Origin of the sequence: Streptomyces sp. NPDC101234 (assembly GCF_044767525.1) — a bacterium.
GTDB lineage: Bacteria > Actinomycetota > Actinomycetes > Streptomycetales > Streptomycetaceae > Streptomyces > Streptomyces sasae.
Map to the genome: position 1 here is coordinate 86,018 of NZ_JBIWOA010000021.1, position 23,845 is coordinate 109,862.

Here is a 23,845-nt window from a genome sequence, read left to right on the forward strand (position 1 = left end):
CTGACGTCAGGAGCCGGTCGCGCCGTCGATGCGTTCCCGGATCAGATCGGCATGGCCGTTGTGCCGGGCGTACTCCTCGATCATATGGGTGTGGATCCAGCGCAGGTTGATCCGCTCACCGTGACGGGTGAGGCCCTTGGAGAGCTCGTCCAGGCCGACGTCGGCCGCGTTGCGCCGGGCGGTCGCGATCTCCGACTGCCAGATCTCGTACGTCTCCTGCCAGGTGTCCGCCTCGGTGAGATGGAAGTCGCCGTCCGGATCCTCGTCGGTCCAGTAGCGGAACGGCACCTTCTCGCCGGTGAGGACCCTGCTGTACCAGTTCCGTTCCACGTCGGCCATGTGCCGCACGAGTCCCATGAGGGACAGCGGGGACGGCTCCACCGAGGCGGTCCTGAGCTGGGCGTCGGTCAGACCCTCGCACTTCGTCGCGAGGGTCTGCCGGTGGAACTCCAACCAGCCCTCCAGCATGGAGCGTTCGTCGGCGTCGATCGCGGGCACACGGCGTTCGGTCGTCATGGGCGCATCCTGGCCCACCCCCGCCCGATCCCACCACGGATTATCGGCCCGTATGCTTCCGGACAGGCACGCGTAGGCAACCGCGAGGGGAGCGCCAGTGAAGGTCGGCTGCATCGGACTCGGCGACATCGCGCAGAAGGCGTACCTGCCGGTGCTGGGCGCGCAGCCGGGGCTCGAACTCCACCTGCAGACCCGCACCCCCGCCACCCTCGACCGGGTCGCCGACAGCCTCCGGCTGCCCGCCGGCCACCGGCACGCGACCCTCGACGACCTGCTCGCCCAGGAACTGGACGCCGCCTTCGTGCACGCGCCGACGGGCGCCCACCCGGAGATCGTCACCCGGCTCCTGGAGGCGGGCGTACCGACGTACGTCGACAAGCCCCTCGGCTACCGGCTCGCCGACTCCGAGCGGCTCGTGACCCTGGCCGAGACGCGGAACGTCTCCCTGTCCGTCGGCTTCAACCGGCGCCACGCCCCCGGTGTCGTCCAGTGCGCCGACCACCCCCGCGACCTGATCCTGATGCAGAAGAACCGCATCGGACTGCCCGAGGAACCCCGCACCATGATCCTCGACGACTTCATCCATGTCGTCGACACCCTGCGCTTCCTCGCCCCCGGACCGGTCGACGACGTGACCGTGCGCGCCCGCGTCGTCGACGGCCTGCTGCACCACGTGGTGCTCCAGCTCGCCGGGGACGGCTTCACCGCGCTCGGCGTGATGAACAGGCTCAGCGGCTCGGCGGAGGAGATCCTGGAGATCTCCGGGCAGGACACCAAACGCCAGGTCGTCAACCTCTCCGAGGTGATCGACCACAAGGGACAGCCGACGGTCCGGCGGCGCGGCGACTGGGTGCCGGTCGCCCGGCAGCGCGGCATAGAACAGGCCGTGCTCGCCTTCCTCGACGCCGTGCGCGCCGGCAAGGTGCTCAGTGCCCGTGACGCACTGGCGACTCACGAACTCTGCGAGCGGGTGATACGAGCGGTTCACCGGCGCTCCGGCGCAGCCTGACCGCCCGCAGCCCCTCGCCCAGGCAGTAGGCCGCCAGCACCAGCAGCGCGCCGTCCACCGCCCAGTCGCCGTACCGCACGAACGGGGTGACACCGCGGGCGATCGGCACCTCGTAGAGCCGCGCGGTGTCCGCGTCCGTGCCCAGCCAGGGGCCGATGCGCTCCCCGCTCGGCCCGTACACGGCGGAGACACCGGTCAGCGTGGCGTGGACCATCGTGCGGCCGGTCTCGGCGGCCCGCAGGGCGGCCAGTGAGGCATGCTGCTCGGGGGCCCAGCTGTGCTGGAACGTCGAGGTCGCGGACTGCCCGACCAGCACCTGCGCGCCGTCCTGCGCGAGATGCCGGCTCATGTCGGGGAACGCCGTCTCGAAGCAGATCATCGGGCCGACCAGCAGCCCGTGGCCGACGTTCATCACCACCTGCTCGGTGCCGCGCCGCCGGTCCTCGCCGGCCGCCTTGCCGACCGAGGTGGCCCAGCCGAACAGGGAGCGGGCCGGTATGTACTCGCCGAAGGGGACCAGCCGCATCTTGTCGTACCGCTCACCGGTCGGCCCGTCGGGGCCCACCAGGATGGAGCTCTTGTAGATACCCGGCCGGTCGGAGCGCCGGGCGTCGACGTTGACCAGGATGTCCGCCCCGGTCTGCCGGGACAGCGCGGCGATGCGCTTCGCCAGATCGGGCCGGTCCCCGAGGTCGAAGCCGACACTGCTCTCGCCCCAGACGATCAGGTCGGGATGCTGCCCCGCCAGCTGCCGGGTCAGCCGCTCCTCCCGGTCGAAGCGCCGGTCGCCGCCGTCGAGGACGCCGGGCTGTACGACGGCGATCCGGACGTGCCCGTCGACGTCCGGGCGCGGCGACCACACCCAGGCGGCGGAGGTCGCTGCGGCCGTGGCCACCAGCGAGGCCACCGCGGGCACCCGCGCCTCGCGCACCGCGACCAGCACGGCGACGGCCACGTTCACGGCCACCACCAGGAAGCTCAGCAGCCACACCCCGCCGACCGAGGCCAGCCGCAGCGCCGGCGCCACCTGCCACTGGGTCGCGCCGAGCATGCCCCACGGCCCGCCCAGCCCCTGCCAGGACCGCACCAGCTCCACCACCAGCCACCCCGAGGGCAGCACCAGCACCGCGATCGCGGCCCGCACCGGCGACGGCGTCCCGCCCAGCAGCCGGCGGGTCAGCCAGCCCCAGGGCACCCAGAGCAGGCTGAGCAGCCCGGCGATCAGGAAGATGAAGACGTGCAGGCTCGGCAGCAGCCAGTGATGCACGGCGACCATGAACCCGAACCCGCCGCACCAGCCGTCGTACGCCGCCCGCCGTCCGGTCGGCGCCGAGCGCGCCAGCAGCAGCCACGGGACCAGCGCGACATAGGCGAACCACCACAGCGACGGTGCCGGAAAGGCGAGCACGGGCAGCGCGCCCGCCAGCGCCCCGACGCAGGAACGCCGCCACGGGGAGGTCAGCCAGCGCTCGACGGTCCTCATCCATCGCCTCCTGCCTGCGAGTCCTTCCAGTGTGCGCGACCGGGAGGGATCTCCGACAGGGGGCATGGGCGCGGGCTCAGTCGGACCCTGCCACCGCGCGCGCGTCCGGCAGCCGGCGCCACTTCTCCTCGACGACCACCCGGCGCAGCCGCCAGCCGTCCCCGGTACGCAGCAGCGTGAAGGCGTAGCGGCCGCCGCACACGAAGTCCGGGGCGGTGGCGGTGCCGTCGCCGCCGGCGAGACGCATGGGGTTGATGTAGTCGGCCTGGAGGCGGGCGGTGTCCCCGGTGTCGTGGTCCAGGGTCCCGAACCGCACCCGGCGGTTGACGATCAGATGCTGCCGCATCGAGAACAGGGTCAGACTCTCCGCGAGCCACCCGGCCACCTGCCCGGCATCCCCCTCGATCCCGCCGGCGGAACGGTAGTCGGCCCGCCCGTCCGTGGTGAACAGTCCGCGGTACGCCGCCCAGTCACCGTCGTCGACGGCCACGGCGTACTCGGTGACCAACTCGTCCACGGCCAGCCGGTCCATCACGGTCGCGAGCTCCACACGCTGCGTCATCGGCACAGTTTTGGGCACGGGACCGGCGGAGCCAAGGGGCGCGGGCGATATTCGGCGGTGTTCGTACCGGGCACCCCCGGATCTGGTCATGTGAGCGACCGGCCGGTCGAACAGGGGTCCACGTTCCGCATCCGTGCCCGACATGCGTTTCCGCCCGAGACGGTGGCCTGGCTCCAGTACGTCCGCACCGCGCAGGCACTCGGCTTCTCCCTGGCGGAGATCGCGCGCAACGGCGAGACATTGCGCGAAGCGCCGGACACCGCGGAGGCGCTGTCCCTGCTCTTCGAGGAGAAGCTCCAGGCCATCGACACCCGTATCGCCGAACTGACCACCCTGCGGGCCGATCTGGCCCTGCGCGTCGGCACCGGGTGCCCACTGGGGCCGACCGGCGGCGTCCTGTCGGGACGCACTTCCTGAGAAGGGTGGTGACCGTGCCGAGGTGTCAGTTCTGGTTCACCGGCCACACCGCCGCCGGGTCGCAGTGGTCCGGGCACGCCAGCAGGTAGACCTCATTGCCCAGGAGCAGGTTGTAGGTGTCGACACCGACGCTGTACGGCTGCTCCGGCAGGCCGGGGTGGACAGCGAATTCCATGCCCTCCGGTACCTGGCAGATGTACACCAGGTCGGAGCCGCATGCGCACCGGTAGTACTCGGGATCCTGCGCCCAGGACGGCGTGCCTCCGACCTTGAACGTCTGGGCCCCGAGCCCGCGTGGGCCGGGGGTGTCGACAAGGGGCCGCAGCGTCAGCGGCCGGGGGCACAGGGACGGTTCGGCCTCCGCCACGGGGAGAGCCGCGTGGCGCTGGAGCAGTACGCGCCAGAACGGGCGATCTGCCGCTCGACGTCCAGGCGAACGAGGACGCCGGGGCCGGAAGTACCTTTGACCTCGACTCCGGTCAGGGCGTTGCCGCCCGGCGAAGGGGGCCGGCTGAGCAGCCCCTGGCCCTGGGCCACCGCGCTCGCCAACCACGTCAGCTCCTCCGCGGATGCGGAGAGATCCACTTCGCCGTACCCGGGGTCGGAGACCAGTCTCACGAGCGTTACTCCTTCAGCCTCGGACTCCGATGATGCCTGCCTGCCGAGACCGCCGGTCATGTCGCCCAGGCAGCGAGGACGGCCGGAACGGTCGCGGTGGCACGGTACATCTTCGGCGACGACCGGATGCGGACTTCCGGTGCAGTGGCATCCCCGGCGGGATCCGCACCCCGGCGCGCTGTCCCCACCGGTCACCGCAGCCGGCTTTTCGGGTGCGGCGGGCGCCCGGTGCGCCGACGAGCGGCTCGTCGGGATCACGGACGTGATCCCGCTGGCGGCCCGGATCCAGGGGCCGGAACGGGCGGCCGGGCTGCCGCCCGGGGAGGGGCCGGATCCGGTGGGTGACGAGGTGCTCGCGCGGCCGGGGTCGTAGGATCTTGGTCCCGTCCGGCTTCAGGAGGTTCGTATGACACGTCCCGTCACGGTCGTCACCGGGGGCAGCGGGGGTATCGGCGCCGCGACCTGTCTGCGGCTCGCGGCCGACGGACACGATCTGGTGATCGGATACCGGCGGGACGCGGACGCCGCCGAGGCGGTCGCGGAGGGGGTGCGGAAGGCGGGGGCGCGCGGTGTCGTCGTAGCGGTGGACACCGCCGTGGAGGCCGATGTGGAGCGGCTGTTCGACACGGCGGAGGAGCGGCTGGGGCCGGTCACCGGTCTGGTCAACAATGCTGCCGTGACCGGGCCGTTCGGGCGGCTGGCCGATACGGAGACCGCCGACCTGCGTCGGGTCGTGGAGGTCAACCTGCTGGGTGTGCTGCTGTGTTCACGCCGGGCGGCCCGGCTGATGGCGGCGCGGGGGAGCGGGGTGATCGTGAACGTGTCCTCCGCGGCGGCCACGCTCGGCAGCCCCGGGGAGTACGTCCACTACGCGGCGACCAAGGCCGCGGTCGACACCCTCACCGTGGGCCTGGCCAAGGAACTCGGCCCGGACGGCGTGCGGGTCAACGCCGTGGCGCCAGGCGTCATCGAGACCGGGATCCACGCGGCCATGGGCGACCCCGGCCGGGCCGAACGGGTCGGTGCCACCACGCCGTTGGGCCGCGCCGGCCGGCCGGAGGAGATCGCCGCCGCGATCGCCTGGCTGCTCTCAGCGGAGGCCTCCTACACGACGGGCGCGGTGCTGCGGGTCTCCGGCGGACGCTGAACCCCTGGGGGCCGTCCGGCGGGTCAGGCCGCAGACGCCGGGTCTGCCGCGGCCACCTGCGGAGTTGTCGTCCCTCGCCGATGTCCCTCAGCGGGTGGCGCCGCTTCGCGGAGCCGATCTGATCTGTCGGACACCTGTCGGCCGGGTCATGCCGCCTCGATGATCTGCTCGCGGATCGCCTCGGCCCACTCGACCACCAACAGCTCGTACTCCGACCGCTCCTGGGCCGACAGCGAACCGCCCGCACGCAGCCACAGCGCCCGGATGTGCTCGTTGACCTCGGCAGCAGAACGCACGGAACCAAGGATTCGGGAATCGGGGGACATACGAAACAGCGTAGGGGCAAGAACTGACCGTGCGCTACCGGGCCGCTACGCACACCGTATGGGGTTGGTCACGGGCGACACGGCCAGCAGCGGGTCAATCCTCGGCATGGCCTTGGCATTTGCCGGACCGGACGCTGTGACGCGAACAGGGCCGTACGCTCCCGCCCCGGCCTTCACCTTCGCCGGAGCAGGTCCGACGGACTCAAACCCCCGGAACGCGGGGGTCGTTGGGGGTTGGCCGAGATGAGGTGCCCGGCCGGGTCCACGGCGCGGGCAGCGTCGAGGCGAGCAGCGCCAGTTTCTCGGCGCTGTCGCTGTCCGGGTCCGGGTGGTAGACCACGAGCGTCTGGCCCGTCGTGCCGCTGACACCCAGCCGCTCCCGGTTCAGCCGCAGGAGTCCCAGTTGGGGGTGGTCGATGTGCTTGGCCGCGCCCTCGCACGCTGCCACGTCGTGACGGGCCCAGAGCCTGCTGAACTCCGGGCTGGCCAGGGAGAGTTCGCCGACGAGGTCGATGACCCGGGGGTCGTCCGTCTCGGCGCCGACGGACCGGCGGAAACCGGCGACCATGCCCGCGCCCGCGTCCGGCCAGTCCGGGTACAGGGCCTGCTCGGCGGGGTCGAGGAAGGCGTCCCGCAGCCGGTTGGCGCCCACCGCCAGGCGCGGTGACAGTGCGGTCGCCAGGGCGTTGACGGCGAGGACGTCGAGGTAGCGGCCCTCGACCAGGGCGGGGAGCGGGAGGGCGGAGACGAGCCCGGCGATCCCGGGCGGGACCGTCTCCTTGCGGGGCCGTCGCCGGCGCCGTCGCGGCCGGCCGGCGCCGAGGCTCAGGAGATACGCCGTCGCGTCCTCGTCGAGGCGCAGGACACGGGCCAGGGACTCCAGGACCTGCACGGAGGGGTTCCGGTCTCGGCCCTGCTCCAGGCGCAGGTAGTAGTCGGCGCTGATGCCGGCCAGCATCGCGACCTCCTCCCGGCGCAGGCCCGGCACCCGCCGCACCCCGAGCACGGGGATACCGGCCTGCTCGGGCGTGACGAGCTCACGGCGGGCCCGCACATACGCGCCCAGCAGGTTCGGTTCGTCGGTCACGGTCACCCGGCCACCGTAATGCGGCCCAGTGTGCCCGTGCCTGGCCCTGTCACCCCCAGGATCGCCGGGGTCCTGCCGCGGCCGGCCCGGGCGCGGAAGCGTGCTCGGTGACCGTCATGAGCACAGCGAGGAGCACAGTCATGTCGACGTATCTGCTGGTACACGGAGCCTGGCACAGCGGTGAGGCCTGGAAGCGGGTGGTCCCGCTGCTGGCGGCGGCGGGACACCGGGTGTACGCACCCTCCCTGACCGGCTGCGGCGACAAGGCGCACCTGCTCGGCCCCGATGTCGGCCTCGACACGCACGTCGACGACGTGATCCGGCTCATCATGGACGAGGACCTCACCGAGGTCGTCCTGGTGGGACACAGCTACGCGGGGCTGATCGTCTCGTCCGCCGCCAACCAAGTACCCGACCGCATCGCCCGGTTGGTCTACCTCGACGCGATGGTTCCCGCCCACGGCGAGACCGCGGCCGATGTCCTGCCCGTGACCCGGGCCATGATCGACGGTGCGCTGGCGTCCGAGAGCGGCTGGCGGGTCCCGCCGATGCCCGAACTGCCGCCGCCGCACGGCCTGTTCGGGGTCACCGATCCGGCGGACACGGCCTGGCTGCGCACACAGCTGTCCGACCTGCCGGTGCGCTGCCTCCAGCAGCCGGTACGGCTGGACAACGCGGCCGTAGGCACGATTCCCCGCACCCACATCCACTGCGTGGCCGACCGGCCGAAGGGTGTCGTCCGCCGCCCGGTCCCCGCGACCGAGCAGGTGTGGGAACTGCCCACCGGCCACGACTGCATGATCACCATGCCGGCCGAGCTCACCGAACTCCTGCTCGAACTCGCCTGATCCCGACGGCGATATTCGCTGTGCCCGGACGGCGGTGTCTCCGTACGCTCGCAACATGACGCACGTGGCGGATGTGACGGACGAGGACCAGCGGGCGGTACAGGCGGCGATCGACGGGGAGCTGCGGCTTCTCGAACCCGAGGTGCGCGCCGTCCCGGCCCTCGTCCTGGAGCTGCTCGACCCGGAGTTCACCGAGATCGGGGCGTCCGGCCGGCGCTGGGACACGACGTCGATCCTGACGGTGACCAGCGGCGGCTCGGTGTCCCCGGAGTCCCCGGTCGAGGTGAGCGAGATGTCCGGGACCGTCCTGGCCCCGGGCGTCGTCCATCTCACCTACTTCGCGGACAACCAGGGGCGCCGGGTCTGGCGCAGCTCGCTGTGGCGGCTCACGGAGACGGGCTGGCGGATGTACTTCCACCAGGGCACGCCGGCCGCCCCGGGCGACTAGCCATGGAGTTGTCAGAGGCCACGCGGGCGGTGGCCTCGGCGAGCGTGGCAGCGCCGAGCAGCTGCTGCACGGCGAGCCGCACCCCGGCAACATCCTCACCACGAAGAACGGGCTGCTGATCGTCGACCTCGAGACGTGTTGCCGTGGGCCCGTCGAGTTCGACCTCGCCCATGCGCCCGAAGAAGTCGCCGAGCGGTATCCGGGTGTCGACGAGGATCTGCTGCGCGAGTGCCGGATCCTGGTGCCGGCGATGATCACGACATGGCGCTGGGACCGGGACGACCGACTCCCGAACGGGCGCCGGCTGGGCACGGAGTGGCTCGACCGGATCCGAACGGAGCTTGCCCGCCCCGCACTCGGCCATGGAGAAGGAGACCGGAAGCGGTCACCTGGTCGGCGTCGCCGACCGGTCTCGGCGCTGCCGGTGACAGGGGCCAGGCCGATGAGCGGCAGGGCCGTCGGCCCGTGACCCGTGCGTCGCCGGCGAACCCGCGCAGGCTGCCGTGACGCACGGGCGACGCGGTCCGCGGTTACCTGACGTCGACGTAGTCGCCGGGCGCCGTGGCGGCGGCGGTGGTGGTGTTGGTGGCGAAGGAGAAGCGGTAGTACCCGTCGGCCGTGGCCGTGGTGGTGGCCTTGAGCGCGCCCCCGGTGCCGCTCGTGACCTTCTTGAGGGTGGTGTAGGTGCTGCTGCCCTTCTTGCGGTACTGGAGCAGCACCCCCTGCCCCGCGTAGCCGACGTTCTTGCCGGTGTTCCAGTCGGCACGCTTCAGGCTTCCCCTGACCGTGATGGTCCTGCCCTTCTTCACCGGCTCCGGGGTGGCGTCGGCGGTCAGCTGGGACGCCTTCTTGATCCGGGTGGTGGAGACGTCGTCGTCGAAACTGGCGTTGGCGTAGAGGTCCCACCCGCCGAGGATCAGCTTCCAGGTGCCTGCGACGCCGTTGTTCTTCAGGTCGGACGCGGCGCTGATGTGGAAGACGGCCGTGCAGGCGTAGACGCCGGTCTGGGTCGTCGACTCCGTGCAGACCGGGTCGTCGTCGGTGCCCAGGGATCCGGTGATGGTGTCCGGGCTCGAACTGTCCGTGCCCTGCCAGAGAAAGGCTTCCGTGACGGCGACCCCGCTGGAACTGGTCGCCGTGTACGTCACGGTGACGGACTTCTTGGTGGTGGTGCCCAGGACGATGTCCTTGCCGCCGTTGATGACCACCTTGGAGAACCTCATGCTGCCCAGCGTGGTGGCGGGGTGGGCGGAGCGGGCGGCGAGGGAGCCGAGTTCCGCCGCCGCACCCGGACGCTCCGCGGCCTGAGCGGCTGCCGGAAGGCAGAGGGTGGACAGGGCGACGGCGCCGGGAAGGACTACCGACATGGCACGTATACGCATGTGAATCCCGTGAGGTCGAACGTAACCCGCCGGCGGTTTCCGGGCGGGCGTGCTGAGTGCCTGCGGCACACAGATCTCACGCGCACCGTACGTCGGGCGGCCCGGGGTTCCGCATCCGTGAAATTACGCAGTTCGCCACCGGTGCCCCCGCCGGCACCCGCCCCGGGGTCGGCGTCGACGAACGTCCGGGACGGATACGCGCAGGGGTGCCGGGCGCCGGGCGGATGCCGATCTCACGGGGGTGTCGCTCACACGGAGGCCTCCCACCGGAGAGCCGGGCCCGGGCCGAGAACCCCGGTGTACCGCAAGCCTGCCCTCGGGGTCGACGGTCACGACACGGGTACGCCGCCCGCCAGGACGGGCAGGGACACCACGGCCGGGTATCGTCGCGCCCCGCGGCCGTGCGGGACAGCCCCCTAGCTCGCCGATTCCGCCGCGTGCGGGCTCAGGACGTCCGCCGAGACCAGGGCGATGATGACGATGCCGAGGGCGACGCGGTACCAGACGAACGGCATGAAGCTCTTGTTGGAGATCCACTTCATGAACCAGGCGATCACCGCGTAGCCGGACGCGAACGCGATCACCGTCGCGAACAGGGTCGGGCCCCAGGCCACATGGCCCTCGCTCACCGAGTCCTTGACCTCGAAGGCGCCGGAGGCCAGCACCGCCGGGACGGCGAGGAGGAAGGAGTAGCGGGCCGCCGCCTCGCGCTTGTAGCCCATGAACAGGCCGCCGCTGATCGTGGCGCCGGACCGGGAGACACCCGGGATCAGGGCGCAGGCCTGGCAGAGGCCGAAGATCAGGCCGTCCTTGACCCCGAGGTTCTCCAGCGTCTTGCGCTGCTTGGGCGCGCGGTGCTTGCCGCCCGTCTCGTCGCGGGCGGCGAGCCGGTCGGCGATGCCGATGACGACGCCGACGACTATGAGCATGGTCGCGGTGATGCGCAGATCCCGGAACGGACCCTCGATCTGGTCCTTGAGCGTCACGCCCAGCAGGCCGATCGGAATCGAGCCGACGATCACCAGCCAGCCCATCTGGGCGTTGTGGTCGTGCCGCATCGCCTTGTCGAACAGCGACCGGAACCAGGCCGAGATGATCCGCCCGATGTCCTTGCGGAAGTAGATCAGCACCGCCGCCTCCGTGCCGATCTGGGTGATCGCAGTGAAGGCCGCACCCGGGTCCTCCCAGCCGGAGAAGGCCGCCGTCAGCCGCAGATGCGCGCTGGAGGAGACGGGCAGGAACTCGGTCAGCCCCTGGACGAGTCCGAGGATCAGCGATTCGAACCAAGACATGAAAGTACGGCGTCCCAGGGGTGAGGGGGCGGCCGGCGGTCGCGGCGGCGCGCATGATCATGCGTGTGCAACGGCAGCCTAGCGGGCCCGGACGACAGCCCGGGCACAGGGGTTCGGCAGGCGGCCGTGGGCGAGGGGGTGTTGACCGGTCGAGGCACCGCCGCTTACGTTTCCCCAGGAGAAAGCGCTTGCTCCCGCACATCGGGGTGCGTGTGCGGCGCACGTCGGGCGGTGGTTCGCGCCCATCGACCGGTACACGCCCCGAGGAGTGCTGATCACGTCCATGCCCCGCTCGCCCCAGTCCAGTGCCCCCTTCACCGGCCGGCGCATCCGGGCCGCCGTCGTCGGCGCCGGCGCCATCGGGCGCGGCTCCCATCTGCCCGCGCTCGCCCAGCTGGCCGCGGAGGGCGAGACCGAGGTCGTCGCCGCCGTCGACATCGATGCCAACGCCGTCGAGGCGATGTGCGCCGAGGCCGGCATTCCGCACGCCTACACCGACCTGGACCGGATGCTCGCCGAGCAGCGCCCCGACCTGGTCACCATCGGCACCCCGCCGACCCTGCACAAGGCGCAGACGACGGCCGCGCTGCGGGCCGGGGCCTGGGTGTGGTGCGAGAAGCCGCCCGTGCCGTCCCTCGCCGACTTCGACGCGGTCGAGGCGGAGGAAGGCGCCGACGGTGGGCCGTACGCCTCGATCGTCTTCCAGCACCGGTTCGGCTCCGGCTCCACCCATGTGCGCCGGCTGCTGGCCGAGGGGGCGCTGGGCCGTCCGCTGGTCGCCCACTGCCAGACCACCTGGTACCGCGACACCGCCTACTACGCCGTGCCCTGGCGGGGCCGCTGGGCGACCGAGGGCGGCGGCCCCGCCATGGGCCACGGCATCCATCAGATGGACCTGCTGCTGGACCTGCTCGGGCCGTGGAGCGAGGTGCGCGGGATGGCCGGCCGGCTGGTGCACGACGTGGAGACCGAGGACGTCTCCACCGCCCTGGTCCGGTTCGCGAACGGCGCCCTGGCGACCGTCGTGAACAGCGTGCTGAGCCCCGACGAGATCAGCCGCATCCGCATCGACTGCGAGCGTGCCACCGTCGAACTGACCCACCTGTACGGCCACAGCAACGAGAACTGGCACATCACCCCGGCCCCCGGCGTCCCCGCCGACGAAGTGGCGGCCTGGCAGGACTTCGGCCCCGACGTGCCCAGCTCGCACCTGGCCCAGCTGCGCGAGCTGGTCGCCTCCATGCGCGCCGGGGAGCGGCCGCGCAGCAGCGGCGCCGACGGGCGCACCAGCCTGGAGCTGATCACCGCGCTGTACAAGTCGGCGTTCACCGACACGACCGTCCGTGCGGGCGGGATCGGTCCGGGTGATCCTTATTACACGGCCCTGCACGGAGGTGCCCCGGGCTGGGCGCCGGCCGACCGCGAGGAGGTGTCCGCGTGAGCGGCGAGCTGCGGATCACGCACGCCCACGGCGACCGGGTCACGGTGACCGAGCCGGTCACCGGGGTGCAACTCTTCGCGTACGTCTACCGCCCCGAGGCGGCCTGGGAGGCCCCGCGGCCCTACCTCCACCCGATCCGCACCCTCACCGGGGACGTCGTCACCGACTACCGGCCCAACGACCACCGCTGGCACAAGGGACTCTCCCTGACCGCCTCCCACCTCTCCGGCGCGAACCTGTGGGGCGGCAACTCCTACATCCACGACCAGGGTTACCTCGCCATCCCGGAGCGCGTCGGCTCGATGCGGCACCTCGGCTTCGAGGAACTGTCGTCGGCGGAAGGCCGGTTGGTCATCGCGGAACGGCTGACCTGGCACCCGTACGACGGCACGCTGTGGGCGGAGGAGCAGCGGCGGATCGAGGTCCACGACGTCGCCCCCGACTCCGGTTCCTGGGCGCTGACCTGGACCAGCGCGATCACCAACCGCCGTGACGAGCCTCTCCTGTTCGGCAGCCCGACCACCGCGGGGCGTGAACAGGCGGGCTACACCGGCCTGTTCTGGCGCGGCCCACGTGCCTTCCGGGACGGCCGCATCATCGGCCCGGAAGGGGAGGGGCCGGAGCTGATGGGCTCCCAGTCCCCCTGGCTGGCCCTCTCCGGCGAGCACGACGGCGCCGACGGCCACGCCACCGTCCTGTTCGAACACGCCCCGGAGAACGATCACTCGGGCGCGGGCGGTACCCATCCCGCTCACTGGTTCGTGCGCAACGACCCGTTCGCCGGCATCGCCCCCTCCTGGGCCTTCTACGACGAACTCGAACTGGCCCCCGGCGACACCCTCCGGCGCCGCTACCGGGTCGTCATCGCGAACGGGGCCTGGGAGCGGGCGGACATCGCCAAGTACCTGGAGGCGCATCCGTGGTGAGCGACGGGGAGTCGGTATTCGCCGGGCTGCCGGGCGGGGTCGCCGTCTCGCGCCTGTGCGTGTACGACTGGCCCGCCGCCGACGGCGTGCGCGGCGGAACTCCCCATCTGCACCTGACCTGTTCGGAGGCGTACGTCGTCACCGGCGGCCGGGGCGCGGTGCAGACGCTCACCACCTCCGGGTACGAGGTCACACCCCTCGCGCCCGGCACGGTCGCCTGGTTCACACCGGGCACGATCCACCGCCTCGTCAACGAGGACGACCTCCGGATCACCGTCCTGATGCAGAACGGCGGACTCCCGGAGGCCGGGGACGCGGTGCTGACGCTGCCGCCGGAGTACCTGACCGACCCGCAGACGTATGCGGCCGCCACCGCCGTCCCGGCCGACGCGCCGGAGGCCGAACGCGAGCGGATCGCCCGCGCCCGCCGTGACCTGGCCCTGGAGGGCTACCGGGCGCTGCGCGAGGCCACCGGCCCGGAGCCGCTCGCCGCCTTCCACCGGGCCGCCGCCGCGCTGGTACGGCCCCGGCTCGCCGAGTGGCGCGAGCGCTGGCGGCGCGGTGCGCATGCCGCCGCCGCGGCCACGGGGGAGCAGCTCGACCGTCTGGAACGGGGTGACGCGACGCACCTCGCCGAGGCCGTCGTACGGTCCGAACAGCCTTGTGAGCAGGGCAGGTTCGGGATGTGCGGGCGGCTGGACGTGTACCGGCAGTAGCGGATCTCCGAGGCTTTCGCCTCGCGGATTCCCGGGGCTCTCACCTCGCGGACGGGCCGGCAACCGTCCAGCCCGGAGCCTGCGGGTGGGCCGTCAGGTCCTTGCGGTGCACCGGGTCGCCGCAGGCCGTGCAGGTGACGACCGGGACGAGGTCGTTGCCGCAGCTGTGCTCGATCAGCATGGGGCGGTCGCCGTCCTGGTGGAGGTGGCGGTCGCCCCATGCCATGAGGGTCCACAGGACCGGCTCCAGATCGAGGCCGGCCTCCGTCGGCCGGTACTCGAAGCGCTGCGGGCGCTCGCTGTAGACGCGCTTGGTGAGGATCCCGGCGTCCACGAGCCGGCGCAGCCGGGTGGCCAGGATGTCGCGCGGGGCGCCGATGTTGCGGACCAGCTGGTCGAACCGGCCGTTGCCCAGGCACACCTCCCGCAGGACCAGCAGGGAGTACTTCTCGCCGACGAGTGCCAGGGTGTCGGCGATCGAGCAGGGTCGGGGGTCCTTCGGGGTGGCCATACCCGCCAGTCTAAGGCCGATCCCCGGGAGGGTTTGGTTTTCCAACTCATCGAGTTATGGTGGGTTCGGATTTCCTACTCACCGGTAATCAAGACCGGGAATCGAGGCCCCGTGATGCGTGACGCAGTCATTGTCGAAGCCGTACGTACCCCCGTGGGGAAGGGCAAGCCGAACGGCGCCCTCGCGCACGTCCACCCCGTCGAACTCCTCGCCCACACCCTGCGCACCCTCGTCGAGCGCTCCGGTGTCGATCCGGCCCTCATCGACGACGTGATCGGCGGCACCGTCGACCAGGTCGGCGAGCAGGCCATGAACACCACCCGGTACGCCGTCCTGTCCGCCGGCCTCCCCGAGACGGTCCCCGCGACCACCGTCGACCGCCAGTGCGGCTCCTCCCAGCAGGCCGTGCACTTCGCGGCGCAGGGCGTCATGTCCGGCGCCTACGACATCGTCGTGGCCTGCGGCGTGGAGTCGATGAGCCGGGTGCCGATGTGGTCCAACGTGCCGCCCGGCAAGGACCCCTTCGGCCCCGGGGTCGCGGCCCGCTACCCGGAGGGCCTGGTGCCGCAGGGCATCAGCGCCGAACTCATCGCGGCGAAGTGGTCGATCTCGCGGGCGGAGATGGACTCCTTCGCGATCTCCTCGCACCAGAAGGCGGCGGCCGCGTGGGAGGCGGGACTGTTCGACGCGCAGGTCGCTCCGCTGGAGGGGGTGAGCCGGGACGAGTCCGTGCGGCCCGGTACCACCGCCGAGGTCCTCGCCGGGCTCAAGCCCGCCTACTACGACCCCGGGTTCGCCGAGCGGTTCCCGCAGATCGAGTGGAACGTCACGGCGGGCAACGCGAGCCCGGTCAACGACGGCGCGTCCGCGGTGCTGATCATGGCCGGTGAGACCGCGGCACGGCTCGGGCTGCGGCCGCTGGCCCGGCTGCACGAGTTCGCCGTGATCGGCTCCGACCCGCTGCTCATGCTGACCGGCGTGATCCCGGCGACGGAGAAGGTGCTGCGGCGGGCCGGGCTGGGCATCGGGGACATCGACCTGTTCGAGGTGAACGAGGCGTTCTCCAGCGTGGTGCTGGCCTGGCGGCAGGAGACCGGGGCGGATCTGGCCAAGGTGAACGTGCACGGTGGGGCCATCGCGCTGGGGCATCCGCTGGGGGCGAGCGGTACTCGGCTGACCACGACGCTTGTGCATGCGATGCGGGAGCGCGGCGCTCGCTTCGGTCTGCAGACCATGTGTGAGGCGGGCGGGCTGGCGAACGCGATGATTCTGGAGGCGGTTCGGTAGCGGGGTGGGCGTGCGCCTGATGGGGTGCCGCGCTGTGTCGCTGGGCGTCTGCGGGTCCGTCGTGGCTGGTCGCGCCCACGCGGCGGTGGCCGCACATCGAAGTACAGCCCCGCGCCCCTTACGGGGCTCTGCGCAGGTGGTGGCGTTTGCGCCATGCCACCACCGCGCCGGCCACCGCCGGGACGACGATCGCCGCCACCGAGATCAGGAACACCGGGGACGTCGGGGTGGAGGCCCGGGCGCCGGCGACGACGTACGCGGCGACGTTGGGGATCGAGCCCAGTGCCGTGGCGACCAGGAACGGGGTGCAGCGCATCCGGGAGACGGCCGCCGCGTAGTTCGCCGCCCAGAACGGCACACCGGGGAACAGGCGTACCGCCAGCATCGAACGGAAGCCGTGCCTGCTGAACTGGTTGTCCGCCGCCTTCAGCAGCCTGCCGCGCAGCAGTGGGCGCAGCGCGTCCTGGCCGAGCATCCTGCCGAGGACGAAGGAGAGCCACGCCCCCAGCACCGTACCGACCATGGCCACGCCCATGCCCGGCGCCGAGCCGAACAACGCGCCGGCCGCGAGGTTCAGGATCGGGCGGGGTACGAACGCCACGGTGATCACGCCGTACGCCACCGCGAAGATCACCAACGCGGCGGTGCCCTGGACCTGAGGCGGCCAGCCCTGCGTCATCAGCTTCTGTGGCTCGAACAGCAGCACCGACGCCCCGGCCGCCGCGAGCAGCGCGACGAGCAGGGACAGCCGGGACCACGGCGACAGCAGCACACGTGTGCAGCGCGCGGTGAGACTCACCGGAGCGGGTACGGCAACGGTCAGCTCCTCGGCGGCGGCCCGGGGCGGAGCCGTGGCGGTGCCAGAGCGGTTGGCATCGAGCATTCGGTGACAGTAACCGAAGCGGATGTGTGATCGCCGTATGGACGCTGTCCATTGGGCGAACCGGTGTCGCCGAAAACCGTTCGACGTGGCGCGAGGCGTCGGCGATGATCTGAGGCATGTTCCGGTTCGCCTTCCTCGTCGCAGCATCCGCAGTCGCGGATGCGCCGAAGGCTGCCGTTCCCGTTCTCACGGCCGCTGTCGACGGCGCCCGAAGCTGACCCTCTCCGGACAGTCCGGCGGACCCCGCAGGGGGAGGGTCGGCCGGTTCCCCCGGGGTCCCCGCGTCTCGCCCTGACGAGACGCATCACCGCAGCTCAGGCTTCGAGGTAGAGCCATGCCCAAGACGGCATACGTCCGCACCAAACCGCATCTCAACATCGGCACGATGGGTCACGTCGACCACGGCAAGACCACCCTGACCGCCGCCATCACCAAGGTCCTCGCCGAGCGCGGCACCGGCACCTTCGTGCCGTTCGACCGCATCGACCGGGCCCCCGAGGAGGCCGCCCGCGGCATCACCATCAACATCGCGCACGTCGAGTACGAGACCGACACCCGGCACTACGCGCACGTGGACATGCCGGGGCATGCCGACTACGTCAAGAACATGGTCACCGGCGCCGCCCAGCTGGACGGGGCGATCCTCGTCGTCTCCGCACTCGACGGGATCATGCCGCAGACCGCCGAACACGTGCTGCTCGCCCGGCAGGTGGGTGTCGACCACATCGTCGTCGCGCTCACCATGGCAGACCGGGCCGACGAGGAGCTCGCGGAACTCGTGGAGTTGGAGGTCCGGGAACTGCTCACCGCGCAGGGGTACGGCGGTGACTCCGTACCCGTCGTACGGGTCTCCGGGCTCAAGGCCCTGGAGGGGGACCCGCGTTGGACGGCGTCGGTCGAGGCGCTGCTCGACGCGGTGGACACGTATGTGCCGATGCCGGAGCGGTATCTGGACGCGCCGTTCCTGCTGCCGGTGGAGAACGTGCTCACCATCACCGGGCGCGGCACGGTCGTGACCGGGGCCGTGGAGCGGGGGACCGTGCGGGTCGGGGACCGGGTCGAGGTGCTCGGCGCGGACGTCGACACCGTCGTCACCGGCCTGGAGACCTTCGGGAAGCCGATGGCCGAGGCGCAGGCCGGGGACAACGTGGCGCTGCTGCTGCGCGGGGTGCCGCGGGACGCGGTGCGGCGGGGGCATGTGGTGGCGGCGCCGGGGAGCGTGGTGCCGTCCCGGCGGTTCTCGGCGCGGGTGTACGTGCTGTCGGGGCGCGAAGGGGGTCGTACGACCCCGGTCGCGACGGGGTACCGGCCGCAGTTCTACATCCGTACCGCGGACGTGGTCGGGGACGTCGACCTCGGCGCGGTGGCGGTGGCCCGGCCCGGGGACACGGTGGAGATGACCGTGGAGCTGGGGCGGGAGGTGCCGCTGGAGGCGGGGCTCGGGTTCGCCATTCGTGAGGGTGGCAGGACCGTGGGGGCGGGGACCGTGACCGCCGTGGAGTGAGGTCGCGGTGAGCGGGGGACTGCGGGCCGGTCGCGCAGTCCCCCGCGCCCCTGGGCCGGCATGGGCATCGCACAATGGAGGAGTGAACGAAGCCATACCCGTCGTCCGTGTCACCGAGCACGGCACCGTCAAGCTCATGCCCGACGTCGATCGGGAGCGGGCCTGGTTGCTGACCGTCGACGGGGCGCCGCAGTCGTATGTCGATCTCGACGAACCGACGTATCTGGAGTTCGAGTACGCGCGGCGGCTGGGGTACGTGCTGGATGCCGTCGCGGAGGCCGAGGCTCCCCTCGACGTACTGCATCTCGGCGGAGGCGCGCTGACCCTGCCCCGGTATGTCGCGGCCACCCGGCCCGGGTCCCGGCAGGATGTCGTGGACGCCGACGGCGGGCTGCTGGAGCTGGTCACCGAGCAGCTGCCGCTGGCGGACGGCACCGGGATCACCCTGCACGCCGCCGACGCCCGCGACTGGCTGGAAAAGGCTCCCGGGAACTCCGCCGACGTGTTGATCGCCGATGTCTTCGGCGGATCCCGGATCCCCGCGCATCTGACCTCGCTGGGCTATGCGCGGGAGGCCGAACGGGTGCTGCGGGACGACGGGGTGTATCTCGCCAACCTCGCGGACTCCGCCCCCTTCGACTTCCTGCGCTCCCAACTCGCCACGTTCGCCGTCGTGTTCGAGGAGCTCGCGCTCATCGCCGAGCCGGGCGTGCTGCGCGGGCGCCGGTTCGGCAACGCCGTGCTCATCGCCTCGCACCGGCCGCTCGACGCGGGCGCGCTGGCCCGGCGCACGGCCGCCGACGCCTTTCCCGCGCGAGTCGAACACGGGCCCGCGCTACGGGACTTCGTCGGCGGCGCCCGACCGGTCGGGGACACGGACGCGGTTCCGTCACCCGTGCCCCCCGGCGGAGCGTTCGGCATCGGGTGAGCCGGCCGGTGACAGGACTGGCCGACTTCGGTTGTGGGGTGATGTCTTGATGATGACGAGGAGGCGGGCATGTTCGATGAGGCCGGTGAGGACGAGCTTCTGCTCGCCGCGATGATGCAACTCGGTGCGAAGGGCGGCTCGATAGGCGCTGCCGCCGGAGGAGCGGCCACCGGATTCCACGGACTGGGCAGAGCTGGGGCGCGGGGCGGTGCCCGTGGCGCCGCGCGAGGCTTCACATGGACGAAGAAGGACGTCAGCAGCACCGTTGTCGAGTTGCCCGGAACGGTGACGGCGATGTCCCAGCTGGTCCACGGGACTCTGGCCGGCGTGGGGAAGCTGATCGGCGCGGAGGCCCGGGACGACGGGGGCCTCGCCGTACGAGCGATGCTGGGTGTGGGCATCGGCGGCCTGAACCCCGTGGTGGTGACGGCTGTTGTGGCCGCAGGACCCCAAGGCGTCGCGGTGGTGGAGCTGCGCGCCGCAGGCCGTGAGGGGCTCATCAGACAGCGCCCTGCCGACAAGGCTCTGGCGAGGATCACCGCTCAGCTCAAGACCGCCTCGCGGTAGCGGCGGCCGCGCGGGCCCGGAGCCGGTGAACTCCCGCTGGAAGGCGCGGGCGGCGACCGCCGGGCCGAAGGCCCCGCCGGCGCCGCCCGCGCCCGGTGCCGCGGTCAGCCTCCGGTCGGGGTGCCGTGCAGCCGGACCGTGCTCAGGATCTTCATGATCGTCGCCGTGGGGACCTCGCCGTTCACGCCCTCGGCGCCGTAGAAGTCCCACGACACCACGTCGCCAGCCGAGTTCTCGAAGCCGAACGTGATCGCCTTGCCGTCGCTCGCGCACTTGCCCTGCTGCGGGGTGTGCGTCGAACGCGCCCAGGCGTAGGCGCCCTTGAGGCCCGAGGCGGTGGTGTAGGCGGTGGCCTTCTTGTCGTAGGAGATGGTCTTCTTGTCAGGCTGCGTGTAGCCGCCGTACACCCACCAGGGGACCTCCCTGACAGCCGCGTCGCCGCCGCTCTTCGCGCCGCTCTCGCCCTTGGTGCCGACCGCGGCCAGGGCCGTGTCCTCGGTGGTGCCGTTCTTGTCGTCGTCGCTCGTGCACCACTTCGACTTGTACTGGGCGGGCGCCGACATCGTGATGATCGGCTTGCCGTCCTTGTCCTCGAAGCCGACGGACGTGCCGGCGGTCAGGACCTCCCAGTCGGCCGGCACGTCGAAAGCCGTGCCCCACTTGGGGTTCACGACCGTCTTCCAGCCCGCGATCGTCGGCTTCTCGGTCGTTCCGTCACCGCGTGTGTCGTCGTTCGCCGAGGCGGAGGGGGAGGCGGTCGGGGAGGTCGTCGGCGACCGGGTCGACCGCTGGTTCTTGCCGCTGTCCGCCTTGTCGTCCTTCCTCCCGCCGAGCACCAGGAACCCGGTCACCCCGGCCGCCACCACGACGGCCGCGGCCGCGACGATCGCGACCAGCTTGGTCCGGTTGCCGCCGCCCCCGCCCCCGCCCTGCGGTGCCTGTGGCATGCCGACGGGGCCCGGTGGACCCCACTGCGGCTGCTGCCCGTACCCGCCCGGCTGCGGATACTGCTGGTAGCCGGGCTGCTGATACGGATTCGGCTGTTGGTAACCCGGTTGCTGATACGGGTTGTTCTGCGGGTTCTGCTCGCCCCCTGGCGGCTGCTGTTCTGGCCACATGGCTGGTAACCCTAGTGCCGTACGGGACACCTTTCGGTCACCTGTCCGTGGCGGGTGTGTACCGGAAGGTCAGCCGACCGGGACGTCGTACAGCCGGACCGTGGAGAGGATTCTGCGGACGGTGGCGTCCGGGACCTCGCCCTCGACGCCCTTGGCGCCGACGAACGACCACGACACCAGGTCGCCGTCCGGGTCCTTGAAGGCGAAGGTCGTGGCCTTGCCGTCGGAGTCGCATCTGTCCTTCCTGACGACCCCGGAGGACTGCGAGGTGGCCACACTGCCGGTGATGCCGGAGGCGGTGGTGTACGAGGTGACGGCACCGATCTCGATCTTCTTCAGATCGGGCTGGGTGTAGAAGCCGAAGACCCACTCCGCCGAGTCGTTGCGGGCGATCTGCCGGGGGCTCCTGGCGCCGTCGTTCTCGCGCGAGCCGGTGTCGGCCAGCGGGACGTAGTCCACCGTGCCGTCCCGGTCCGTGTCCGAAGCGCACCACTTCTCCTTGAGGACGGCCGGCGCCTTCATGGCGATCAGTACGTCGTCCTCGTTTCCGTCCCGGACGGCGTAGGTGACCCAGCCGGTGGACTTCGGGGCCCACTCGGGCGGGACGTCGAAGGCGATCCCGGTGTCGGGGTTCGCCACCACCCGCCAGCCGCTGACGGTCGGCTCCGGTCCGCCGCCCGAGCGCGGGGCGGCGGACGCCGACGTGGTCGGCGAGGTGGTGGGCGCGGGGGTGGGGCCGTCGGCGCCGCCGATGAGCAGGGCCCCGGTCACGCCGGCCGCCACGACCACGGTGACCGCGGCAGTGATCGCGACCGCCTTCGTACGGCCGCCGCCACCCGTCGGCGGCTGCGGCTGCTGCTGCGTGAGGTACGGGTTCGGCTGGTGGTAACCCGGTTGTCGGTAAGGGTTGTTCGGTGCGTTCTGCCCGCTCGTCGGCGGCTGTTCCCCTGGCCACATGGGCGGTCACCATAACAACGATCATCACATCGGCTCTGGTCAGGCTCTGCTACTCATGAGTAACATGCCCGTCATGAGCACAGACCAGATGTCGATCGGCGAGATGCTCGCCGCCACGGTCCCGATGGTGCGGACCCTCAACCTGGAGTACCTGGAGACGACTCCGGAGCGGGCCGTGCTGGCCCTGCCGGACCAGGGGGAGTTCCACAACCACATCGGTGGGCCGCACGCGGGGGCGATGTTCACCCTCGCCGAGTCCGCGAGCGGCGCGATCGTCCTCGCCGCCTTCGGCGACCAGCTCTCCCGGGCCGTGCCGCTCGCCGTGAGCGCCGAGATCGCCTACAAGAAGGTCGCCCTCGGCCCGGTGAAGGCGACCGCGACCCTGGGCCGCCCGGTCGCCGACGTCGTCGCCGAACTCGACGAGGGCAACCGCCCGGAGTTCCCGGTCACCGTCGCCATTACGCGCGAGGACGGCGCGGTGACGGGCGAGATGACGGTGGTGTGGACACTGCGTCCCAACAGCTGATCGGGTGGGGGACGGTTGTCCGGCGACCTGTCCCGGCGGCTGACGGGGCGGGGCGACTGTTGTCAGATCGCGTGCGCCGGCGGCTGATCGGGTGGGGTGACGGTCCGGCCTCCGCGTCCCTGCGGTCGGTCGTGTGCGGCGACGGTCGGCCACGTGCTGTGCCCGCCGGCTGACCGCATGGGGTGAGGGTCTGTCGGACCTTCACCCCATCCCTCGCCGGGGGCCGCTCAGGCGGCTCGGCTCTCCTCCGGCGCCGCCTCGGTCCCCTCCAGGCCCGCCACGAAGTCCTTGAGCCATGCCGTGAACTCGGGTCCCAGGTCCGGGCGTTCGCAGGCGAGCCGGACCACCGTGCGCAGGTAGTCGCCCTTGTCGCCGGTGTCGTAGCGCAGTCCGTCGAAGACGACCCCGTGCACCGTGCCGCCCGCGGCCAGTTCCTGCAGCGCGTCGGTCAGTTGGATCTCGCCGCCGCGGCCGGGCGCGGTCCGCTCCAGGACCTCGAACACCTCCGGGTCGAGGACATAGCGGCCGATGACCGCGTAGTTGCTGGGCGCGTCCTGCGGGGACGGCTTCTCCACCAGGCCGGTCACCCTGACCACGCCGTCCTCGCCGGCCGGTTCGACCGCGGCGCAGCCGTAGAGGTGGACCTGGGACGGGTCGACCTCCATCAGCGCGACGACACTGCCCTGGAAGCGGTCGCGGACGTCCAGCATCTGGCTGAGCAGCGTCTCGCGGGCGTCGATCAGGTCGTCGCCGAGGAGCACCGCGAAGGGCTGGTCGCCCACATGGTGCTTGGCGCACAGCACCGCGTGGCCGAGGCCGAGCGGGTCGCCCTGGCGGATGTGGTGGATGTCGGCGAGCCGCGCGGGATCGCGTACGGCGTCCAGGCGCACGGTGTCGCCCTTGGCGGCCAGTGCCTGCTCCAGTTCGAAGGCGTTGTCGAAGTGGTCCTCGATGGCCCGCTTGTGCCGGCCGGTGACCATAAGGATGTCGTCGAGCCCGGCCTTCGCGGCCTCCTCGACGACGTACTGGATGGCCGGCTTGTCGACGACCGGCAGCATCTCCTTCGGGGTCGCCTTGGTGGCGGGCAGGAACCGGGTGCCGAGCCCGGCGGCCGGGACGACTGCCTTGCGCACCGACCGGGGGGATGTGCGGGCGGCGGAGGTGTGCGGAGCGTGGGGGGCGATCATGCGGCCCATGCTGGCCCGCCCGTATGAGAGCACACCGAGAGAAACATGGGAGACGGCTGTGGAACACCGGCTTCCACCCGCCCCGTCCGGTACCTCCGGTGAGTTGGAGATTTCGTGCACCACCGGGTCCATGGTGCACACAAGTTGAACCTGTGCCGC

At 71.7% G+C, this 23,845-nt stretch carries 28 protein-coding genes and 1 pseudogene; 15 read left to right on the plus strand and 14 right to left on the minus strand.

The window, feature by feature from the left end; all coding sequences use genetic code 11:
- Window positions 1-6 precede the first annotated feature (6 nt).
- Complete coding sequence (locus tag ACIRR9_RS33335) at window positions 7-516, minus strand: DinB family protein (protein WP_403759533.1); 510 nt, start codon at window positions 514-516, stop codon at window positions 7-9.
- 97 nt (window positions 517-613) lie between these two features.
- On the opposite strand from ACIRR9_RS33335, the gene ACIRR9_RS33340 reads away from it, so the two are divergent.
- Complete coding sequence (locus tag ACIRR9_RS33340) at window positions 614-1,525, plus strand: Gfo/Idh/MocA family protein (RefSeq protein ID WP_403759536.1); 912 nt, start codon at window positions 614-616, stop codon at window positions 1,523-1,525.
- Here ACIRR9_RS33340 and lnt read toward each other — a convergent pair.
- Entirely contained in the window at window positions 1,443-3,008 is a 1,566-nt protein-coding gene (gene lnt / locus ACIRR9_RS33345) for an apolipoprotein N-acyltransferase (RefSeq protein ID WP_403759539.1), read from the minus strand. The genes ACIRR9_RS33340 and lnt overlap by 83 nt on opposite strands.
- 76 nt (window positions 3,009-3,084) lie before the next feature.
- Window positions 3,085-3,570: a nuclear transport factor 2 family protein gene (locus ACIRR9_RS33350; RefSeq protein ID WP_403759542.1), complete on the minus strand. Its 486-nt coding sequence runs from the start codon at window positions 3,568-3,570 to the stop codon at window positions 3,085-3,087.
- Window positions 3,571-3,660: 90 nt separating this feature from the next.
- Between ACIRR9_RS33350 and ACIRR9_RS33355 the strand changes: the two genes are divergently transcribed.
- Entirely contained in the window at window positions 3,661-3,987 is a 327-nt protein-coding gene (locus ACIRR9_RS33355; protein ID WP_403759545.1) for a MerR family DNA-binding protein, read from the plus strand.
- Between the two features lie 25 nt (window positions 3,988-4,012).
- On the opposite strand, the gene ACIRR9_RS33360 is transcribed toward ACIRR9_RS33355, so the two are convergent.
- Together ACIRR9_RS33360 and ACIRR9_RS33365 are read right to left on the minus strand one after the other, a co-directional pair.
- Window positions 4,013-4,354, minus strand: a complete 342-nt coding sequence (locus tag ACIRR9_RS33360) for a hypothetical protein (protein WP_403759548.1) — start codon at window positions 4,352-4,354, stop codon at window positions 4,013-4,015.
- Complete coding sequence (locus tag ACIRR9_RS33365; RefSeq protein WP_403759551.1) at window positions 4,315-4,605, minus strand: hypothetical protein; 291 nt, start codon at window positions 4,603-4,605, stop codon at window positions 4,315-4,317. The genes ACIRR9_RS33360 and ACIRR9_RS33365 overlap by 40 nt, the downstream gene beginning before the upstream one ends.
- A gap of 139 nt (window positions 4,606-4,744) precedes the next feature.
- On the opposite strand from ACIRR9_RS33365, the gene ACIRR9_RS33370 reads away from it, so the two are divergent.
- Complete coding sequence (locus tag ACIRR9_RS33370) at window positions 4,745-4,978, plus strand: hypothetical protein (protein WP_403759554.1); 234 nt, start codon at window positions 4,745-4,747, stop codon at window positions 4,976-4,978.
- Between the two features lie 33 nt (window positions 4,979-5,011).
- Complete coding sequence (locus tag ACIRR9_RS33375) at window positions 5,012-5,752, plus strand: SDR family oxidoreductase (protein WP_403759557.1); 741 nt, start codon at window positions 5,012-5,014, stop codon at window positions 5,750-5,752.
- A 146-nt stretch (window positions 5,753-5,898) separates the two neighbouring features.
- Here ACIRR9_RS33375 and ACIRR9_RS33380 read toward each other — a convergent pair whose 3' ends face one another.
- Both ACIRR9_RS33380 and ACIRR9_RS33385 read right to left on the minus strand, forming a co-directional pair.
- Window positions 5,899-6,078: a hypothetical protein gene (locus ACIRR9_RS33380; protein ID WP_123978710.1), complete on the minus strand. Its 180-nt coding sequence runs from the start codon at window positions 6,076-6,078 to the stop codon at window positions 5,899-5,901.
- A gap of 202 nt (window positions 6,079-6,280) precedes the next feature.
- The gene (locus ACIRR9_RS33385) at window positions 6,281-7,165 is read right to left on the minus strand and encodes a helix-turn-helix domain-containing protein (protein ID WP_403759778.1); all 885 of its coding nucleotides are present in this window, start codon (window positions 7,163-7,165) and stop codon (window positions 6,281-6,283) included.
- 140 nt (window positions 7,166-7,305) lie between these two features.
- On the opposite strand from ACIRR9_RS33385, the gene ACIRR9_RS33390 reads away from it, so the two are divergent.
- The 3 genes and pseudogenes from ACIRR9_RS33390 to ACIRR9_RS33400 all read left to right on the plus strand — a co-directional run.
- Complete coding sequence (locus ACIRR9_RS33390) at window positions 7,306-8,013, plus strand: alpha/beta fold hydrolase (RefSeq protein ID WP_403759560.1); 708 nt, start codon at window positions 7,306-7,308, stop codon at window positions 8,011-8,013.
- 55 nt (window positions 8,014-8,068) lie between these two features.
- Window positions 8,069-8,461, plus strand: coding sequence for a DUF4440 domain-containing protein (locus ACIRR9_RS33395; RefSeq protein WP_403759563.1), 393 nt, complete (start codon window positions 8,069-8,071; stop codon window positions 8,459-8,461).
- Between the two features lie 43 nt (window positions 8,462-8,504).
- Window positions 8,505-8,810 (plus strand): annotated as a pseudogene (locus tag ACIRR9_RS33400) (phosphotransferase family protein); the annotation flags it as partial.
- 181 nt (window positions 8,811-8,991) lie between these two features.
- On the opposite strand, the gene ACIRR9_RS33405 reads toward ACIRR9_RS33400, so the two are convergent.
- Together ACIRR9_RS33405 and ACIRR9_RS33410 are read right to left on the minus strand one after the other, a co-directional pair.
- Window positions 8,992-9,828: a hypothetical protein gene (locus ACIRR9_RS33405; protein ID WP_403759566.1), complete on the minus strand. Its 837-nt coding sequence runs from the start codon at window positions 9,826-9,828 to the stop codon at window positions 8,992-8,994.
- Between the two features lie 431 nt (window positions 9,829-10,259).
- On the minus strand, window positions 10,260-11,135 hold the full coding sequence (locus ACIRR9_RS33410; protein WP_403759569.1) for an undecaprenyl-diphosphate phosphatase: 876 nt from the start codon (window positions 11,133-11,135) through the stop codon (window positions 10,260-10,262).
- Window positions 11,136-11,418: 283 nt separating this feature from the next.
- Here ACIRR9_RS33410 and ACIRR9_RS33415 point away from each other — a divergent pair, with 283 nt between their 5' ends.
- Genes ACIRR9_RS33415 through ACIRR9_RS33425 form a run of 3 tightly spaced genes read left to right on the plus strand, consistent with a single transcriptional unit; the run spans window position 11,419 to window position 14,218 of the window.
- Window positions 11,419-12,576 (plus strand): Gfo/Idh/MocA family protein, encoded by a 1,158-nt coding sequence (locus ACIRR9_RS33415; protein ID WP_403759572.1) that lies wholly within the window; start codon window positions 11,419-11,421, stop codon window positions 12,574-12,576.
- Window positions 12,573-13,502, plus strand: a complete 930-nt coding sequence (locus ACIRR9_RS33420) for a PmoA family protein (protein ID WP_403759575.1) — start codon at window positions 12,573-12,575, stop codon at window positions 13,500-13,502. The genes ACIRR9_RS33415 and ACIRR9_RS33420 overlap by 4 nt, the downstream gene beginning before the upstream one ends.
- Window positions 13,496-14,218 carry a cupin domain-containing protein gene (locus tag ACIRR9_RS33425; protein ID WP_403759578.1) on the plus strand — a complete coding sequence of 241 codons (723 nt, stop codon included), beginning with the start codon at window positions 13,496-13,498 and terminating at the stop codon, window positions 14,216-14,218. The genes ACIRR9_RS33420 and ACIRR9_RS33425 overlap by 7 nt, the downstream gene beginning before the upstream one ends.
- A 40-nt stretch (window positions 14,219-14,258) precedes the next feature.
- On the opposite strand, the gene ACIRR9_RS33430 is transcribed toward ACIRR9_RS33425, so the two are convergent.
- Window positions 14,259-14,729 (minus strand): winged helix-turn-helix transcriptional regulator, encoded by a 471-nt coding sequence (locus tag ACIRR9_RS33430; protein WP_403759581.1) that lies wholly within the window; start codon window positions 14,727-14,729, stop codon window positions 14,259-14,261.
- Between the two features lie 114 nt (window positions 14,730-14,843).
- On the opposite strand from ACIRR9_RS33430, the gene ACIRR9_RS33435 reads away from it, so the two are divergent.
- Entirely contained in the window at window positions 14,844-16,016 is a 1,173-nt protein-coding gene (locus ACIRR9_RS33435) for a thiolase family protein (RefSeq protein WP_403759584.1), read from the plus strand.
- Window positions 16,017-16,134: 118 nt separating this feature from the next.
- On the opposite strand, the gene ACIRR9_RS33440 is transcribed toward ACIRR9_RS33435, so the two are convergent.
- Window positions 16,135-16,899 carry a TVP38/TMEM64 family protein gene (locus tag ACIRR9_RS33440; RefSeq protein ID WP_385681954.1) on the minus strand — a complete coding sequence of 255 codons (765 nt, stop codon included), beginning with the start codon at window positions 16,897-16,899 and terminating at the stop codon, window positions 16,135-16,137.
- A 334-nt stretch (window positions 16,900-17,233) separates the two neighbouring features.
- On the opposite strand from ACIRR9_RS33440, the gene tuf reads away from it, so the two are divergent.
- The 3 genes from tuf to ACIRR9_RS33455 all read left to right on the plus strand — a co-directional run bounded on the left by tuf (window position 17,234) and on the right by ACIRR9_RS33455 (window position 19,898).
- Window positions 17,234-18,403 (plus strand): elongation factor Tu, encoded by a 1,170-nt coding sequence (gene tuf / locus ACIRR9_RS33445; RefSeq protein WP_403759587.1) that lies wholly within the window; start codon window positions 17,234-17,236, stop codon window positions 18,401-18,403.
- Between the two features lie 82 nt (window positions 18,404-18,485).
- Window positions 18,486-19,331, plus strand: coding sequence for a spermidine synthase (locus tag ACIRR9_RS33450; protein ID WP_403759589.1), 846 nt, complete (start codon window positions 18,486-18,488; stop codon window positions 19,329-19,331).
- Between the two features lie 69 nt (window positions 19,332-19,400).
- Entirely contained in the window at window positions 19,401-19,898 is a 498-nt protein-coding gene (locus ACIRR9_RS33455; RefSeq protein WP_403759592.1) for a hypothetical protein, read from the plus strand.
- Between the two features lie 104 nt (window positions 19,899-20,002).
- Here ACIRR9_RS33455 and ACIRR9_RS33460 read toward each other — a convergent pair whose 3' ends face one another.
- Window positions 20,003-21,016: a hypothetical protein gene (locus tag ACIRR9_RS33460; protein WP_403759595.1), complete on the minus strand. Its 1,014-nt coding sequence runs from the start codon at window positions 21,014-21,016 to the stop codon at window positions 20,003-20,005.
- Window positions 21,017-21,085: 69 nt separating this feature from the next.
- Window positions 21,086-21,973: a hypothetical protein gene (locus ACIRR9_RS33465; protein WP_403759598.1), complete on the minus strand. Its 888-nt coding sequence runs from the start codon at window positions 21,971-21,973 to the stop codon at window positions 21,086-21,088.
- An 88-nt stretch (window positions 21,974-22,061) separates the two neighbouring features.
- Between ACIRR9_RS33465 and ACIRR9_RS33470 the strand changes: the two genes are divergently transcribed.
- Window positions 22,062-22,499 carry a DUF4442 domain-containing protein gene (locus tag ACIRR9_RS33470; protein ID WP_365340028.1) on the plus strand — a complete coding sequence of 146 codons (438 nt, stop codon included), beginning with the start codon at window positions 22,062-22,064 and terminating at the stop codon, window positions 22,497-22,499.
- Window positions 22,500-22,726: 227 nt separating this feature from the next.
- Here the strand turns inward: ACIRR9_RS33470 and galU are convergent, their stop codons facing one another.
- A complete protein-coding gene (gene galU / locus ACIRR9_RS33475) occupies window positions 22,727-23,686 on the minus strand; it encodes a UTP--glucose-1-phosphate uridylyltransferase GalU (protein WP_403759601.1) in 960 nt (319 codons plus the stop codon).
- Window positions 23,687-23,845 lie beyond the last annotated feature (159 nt).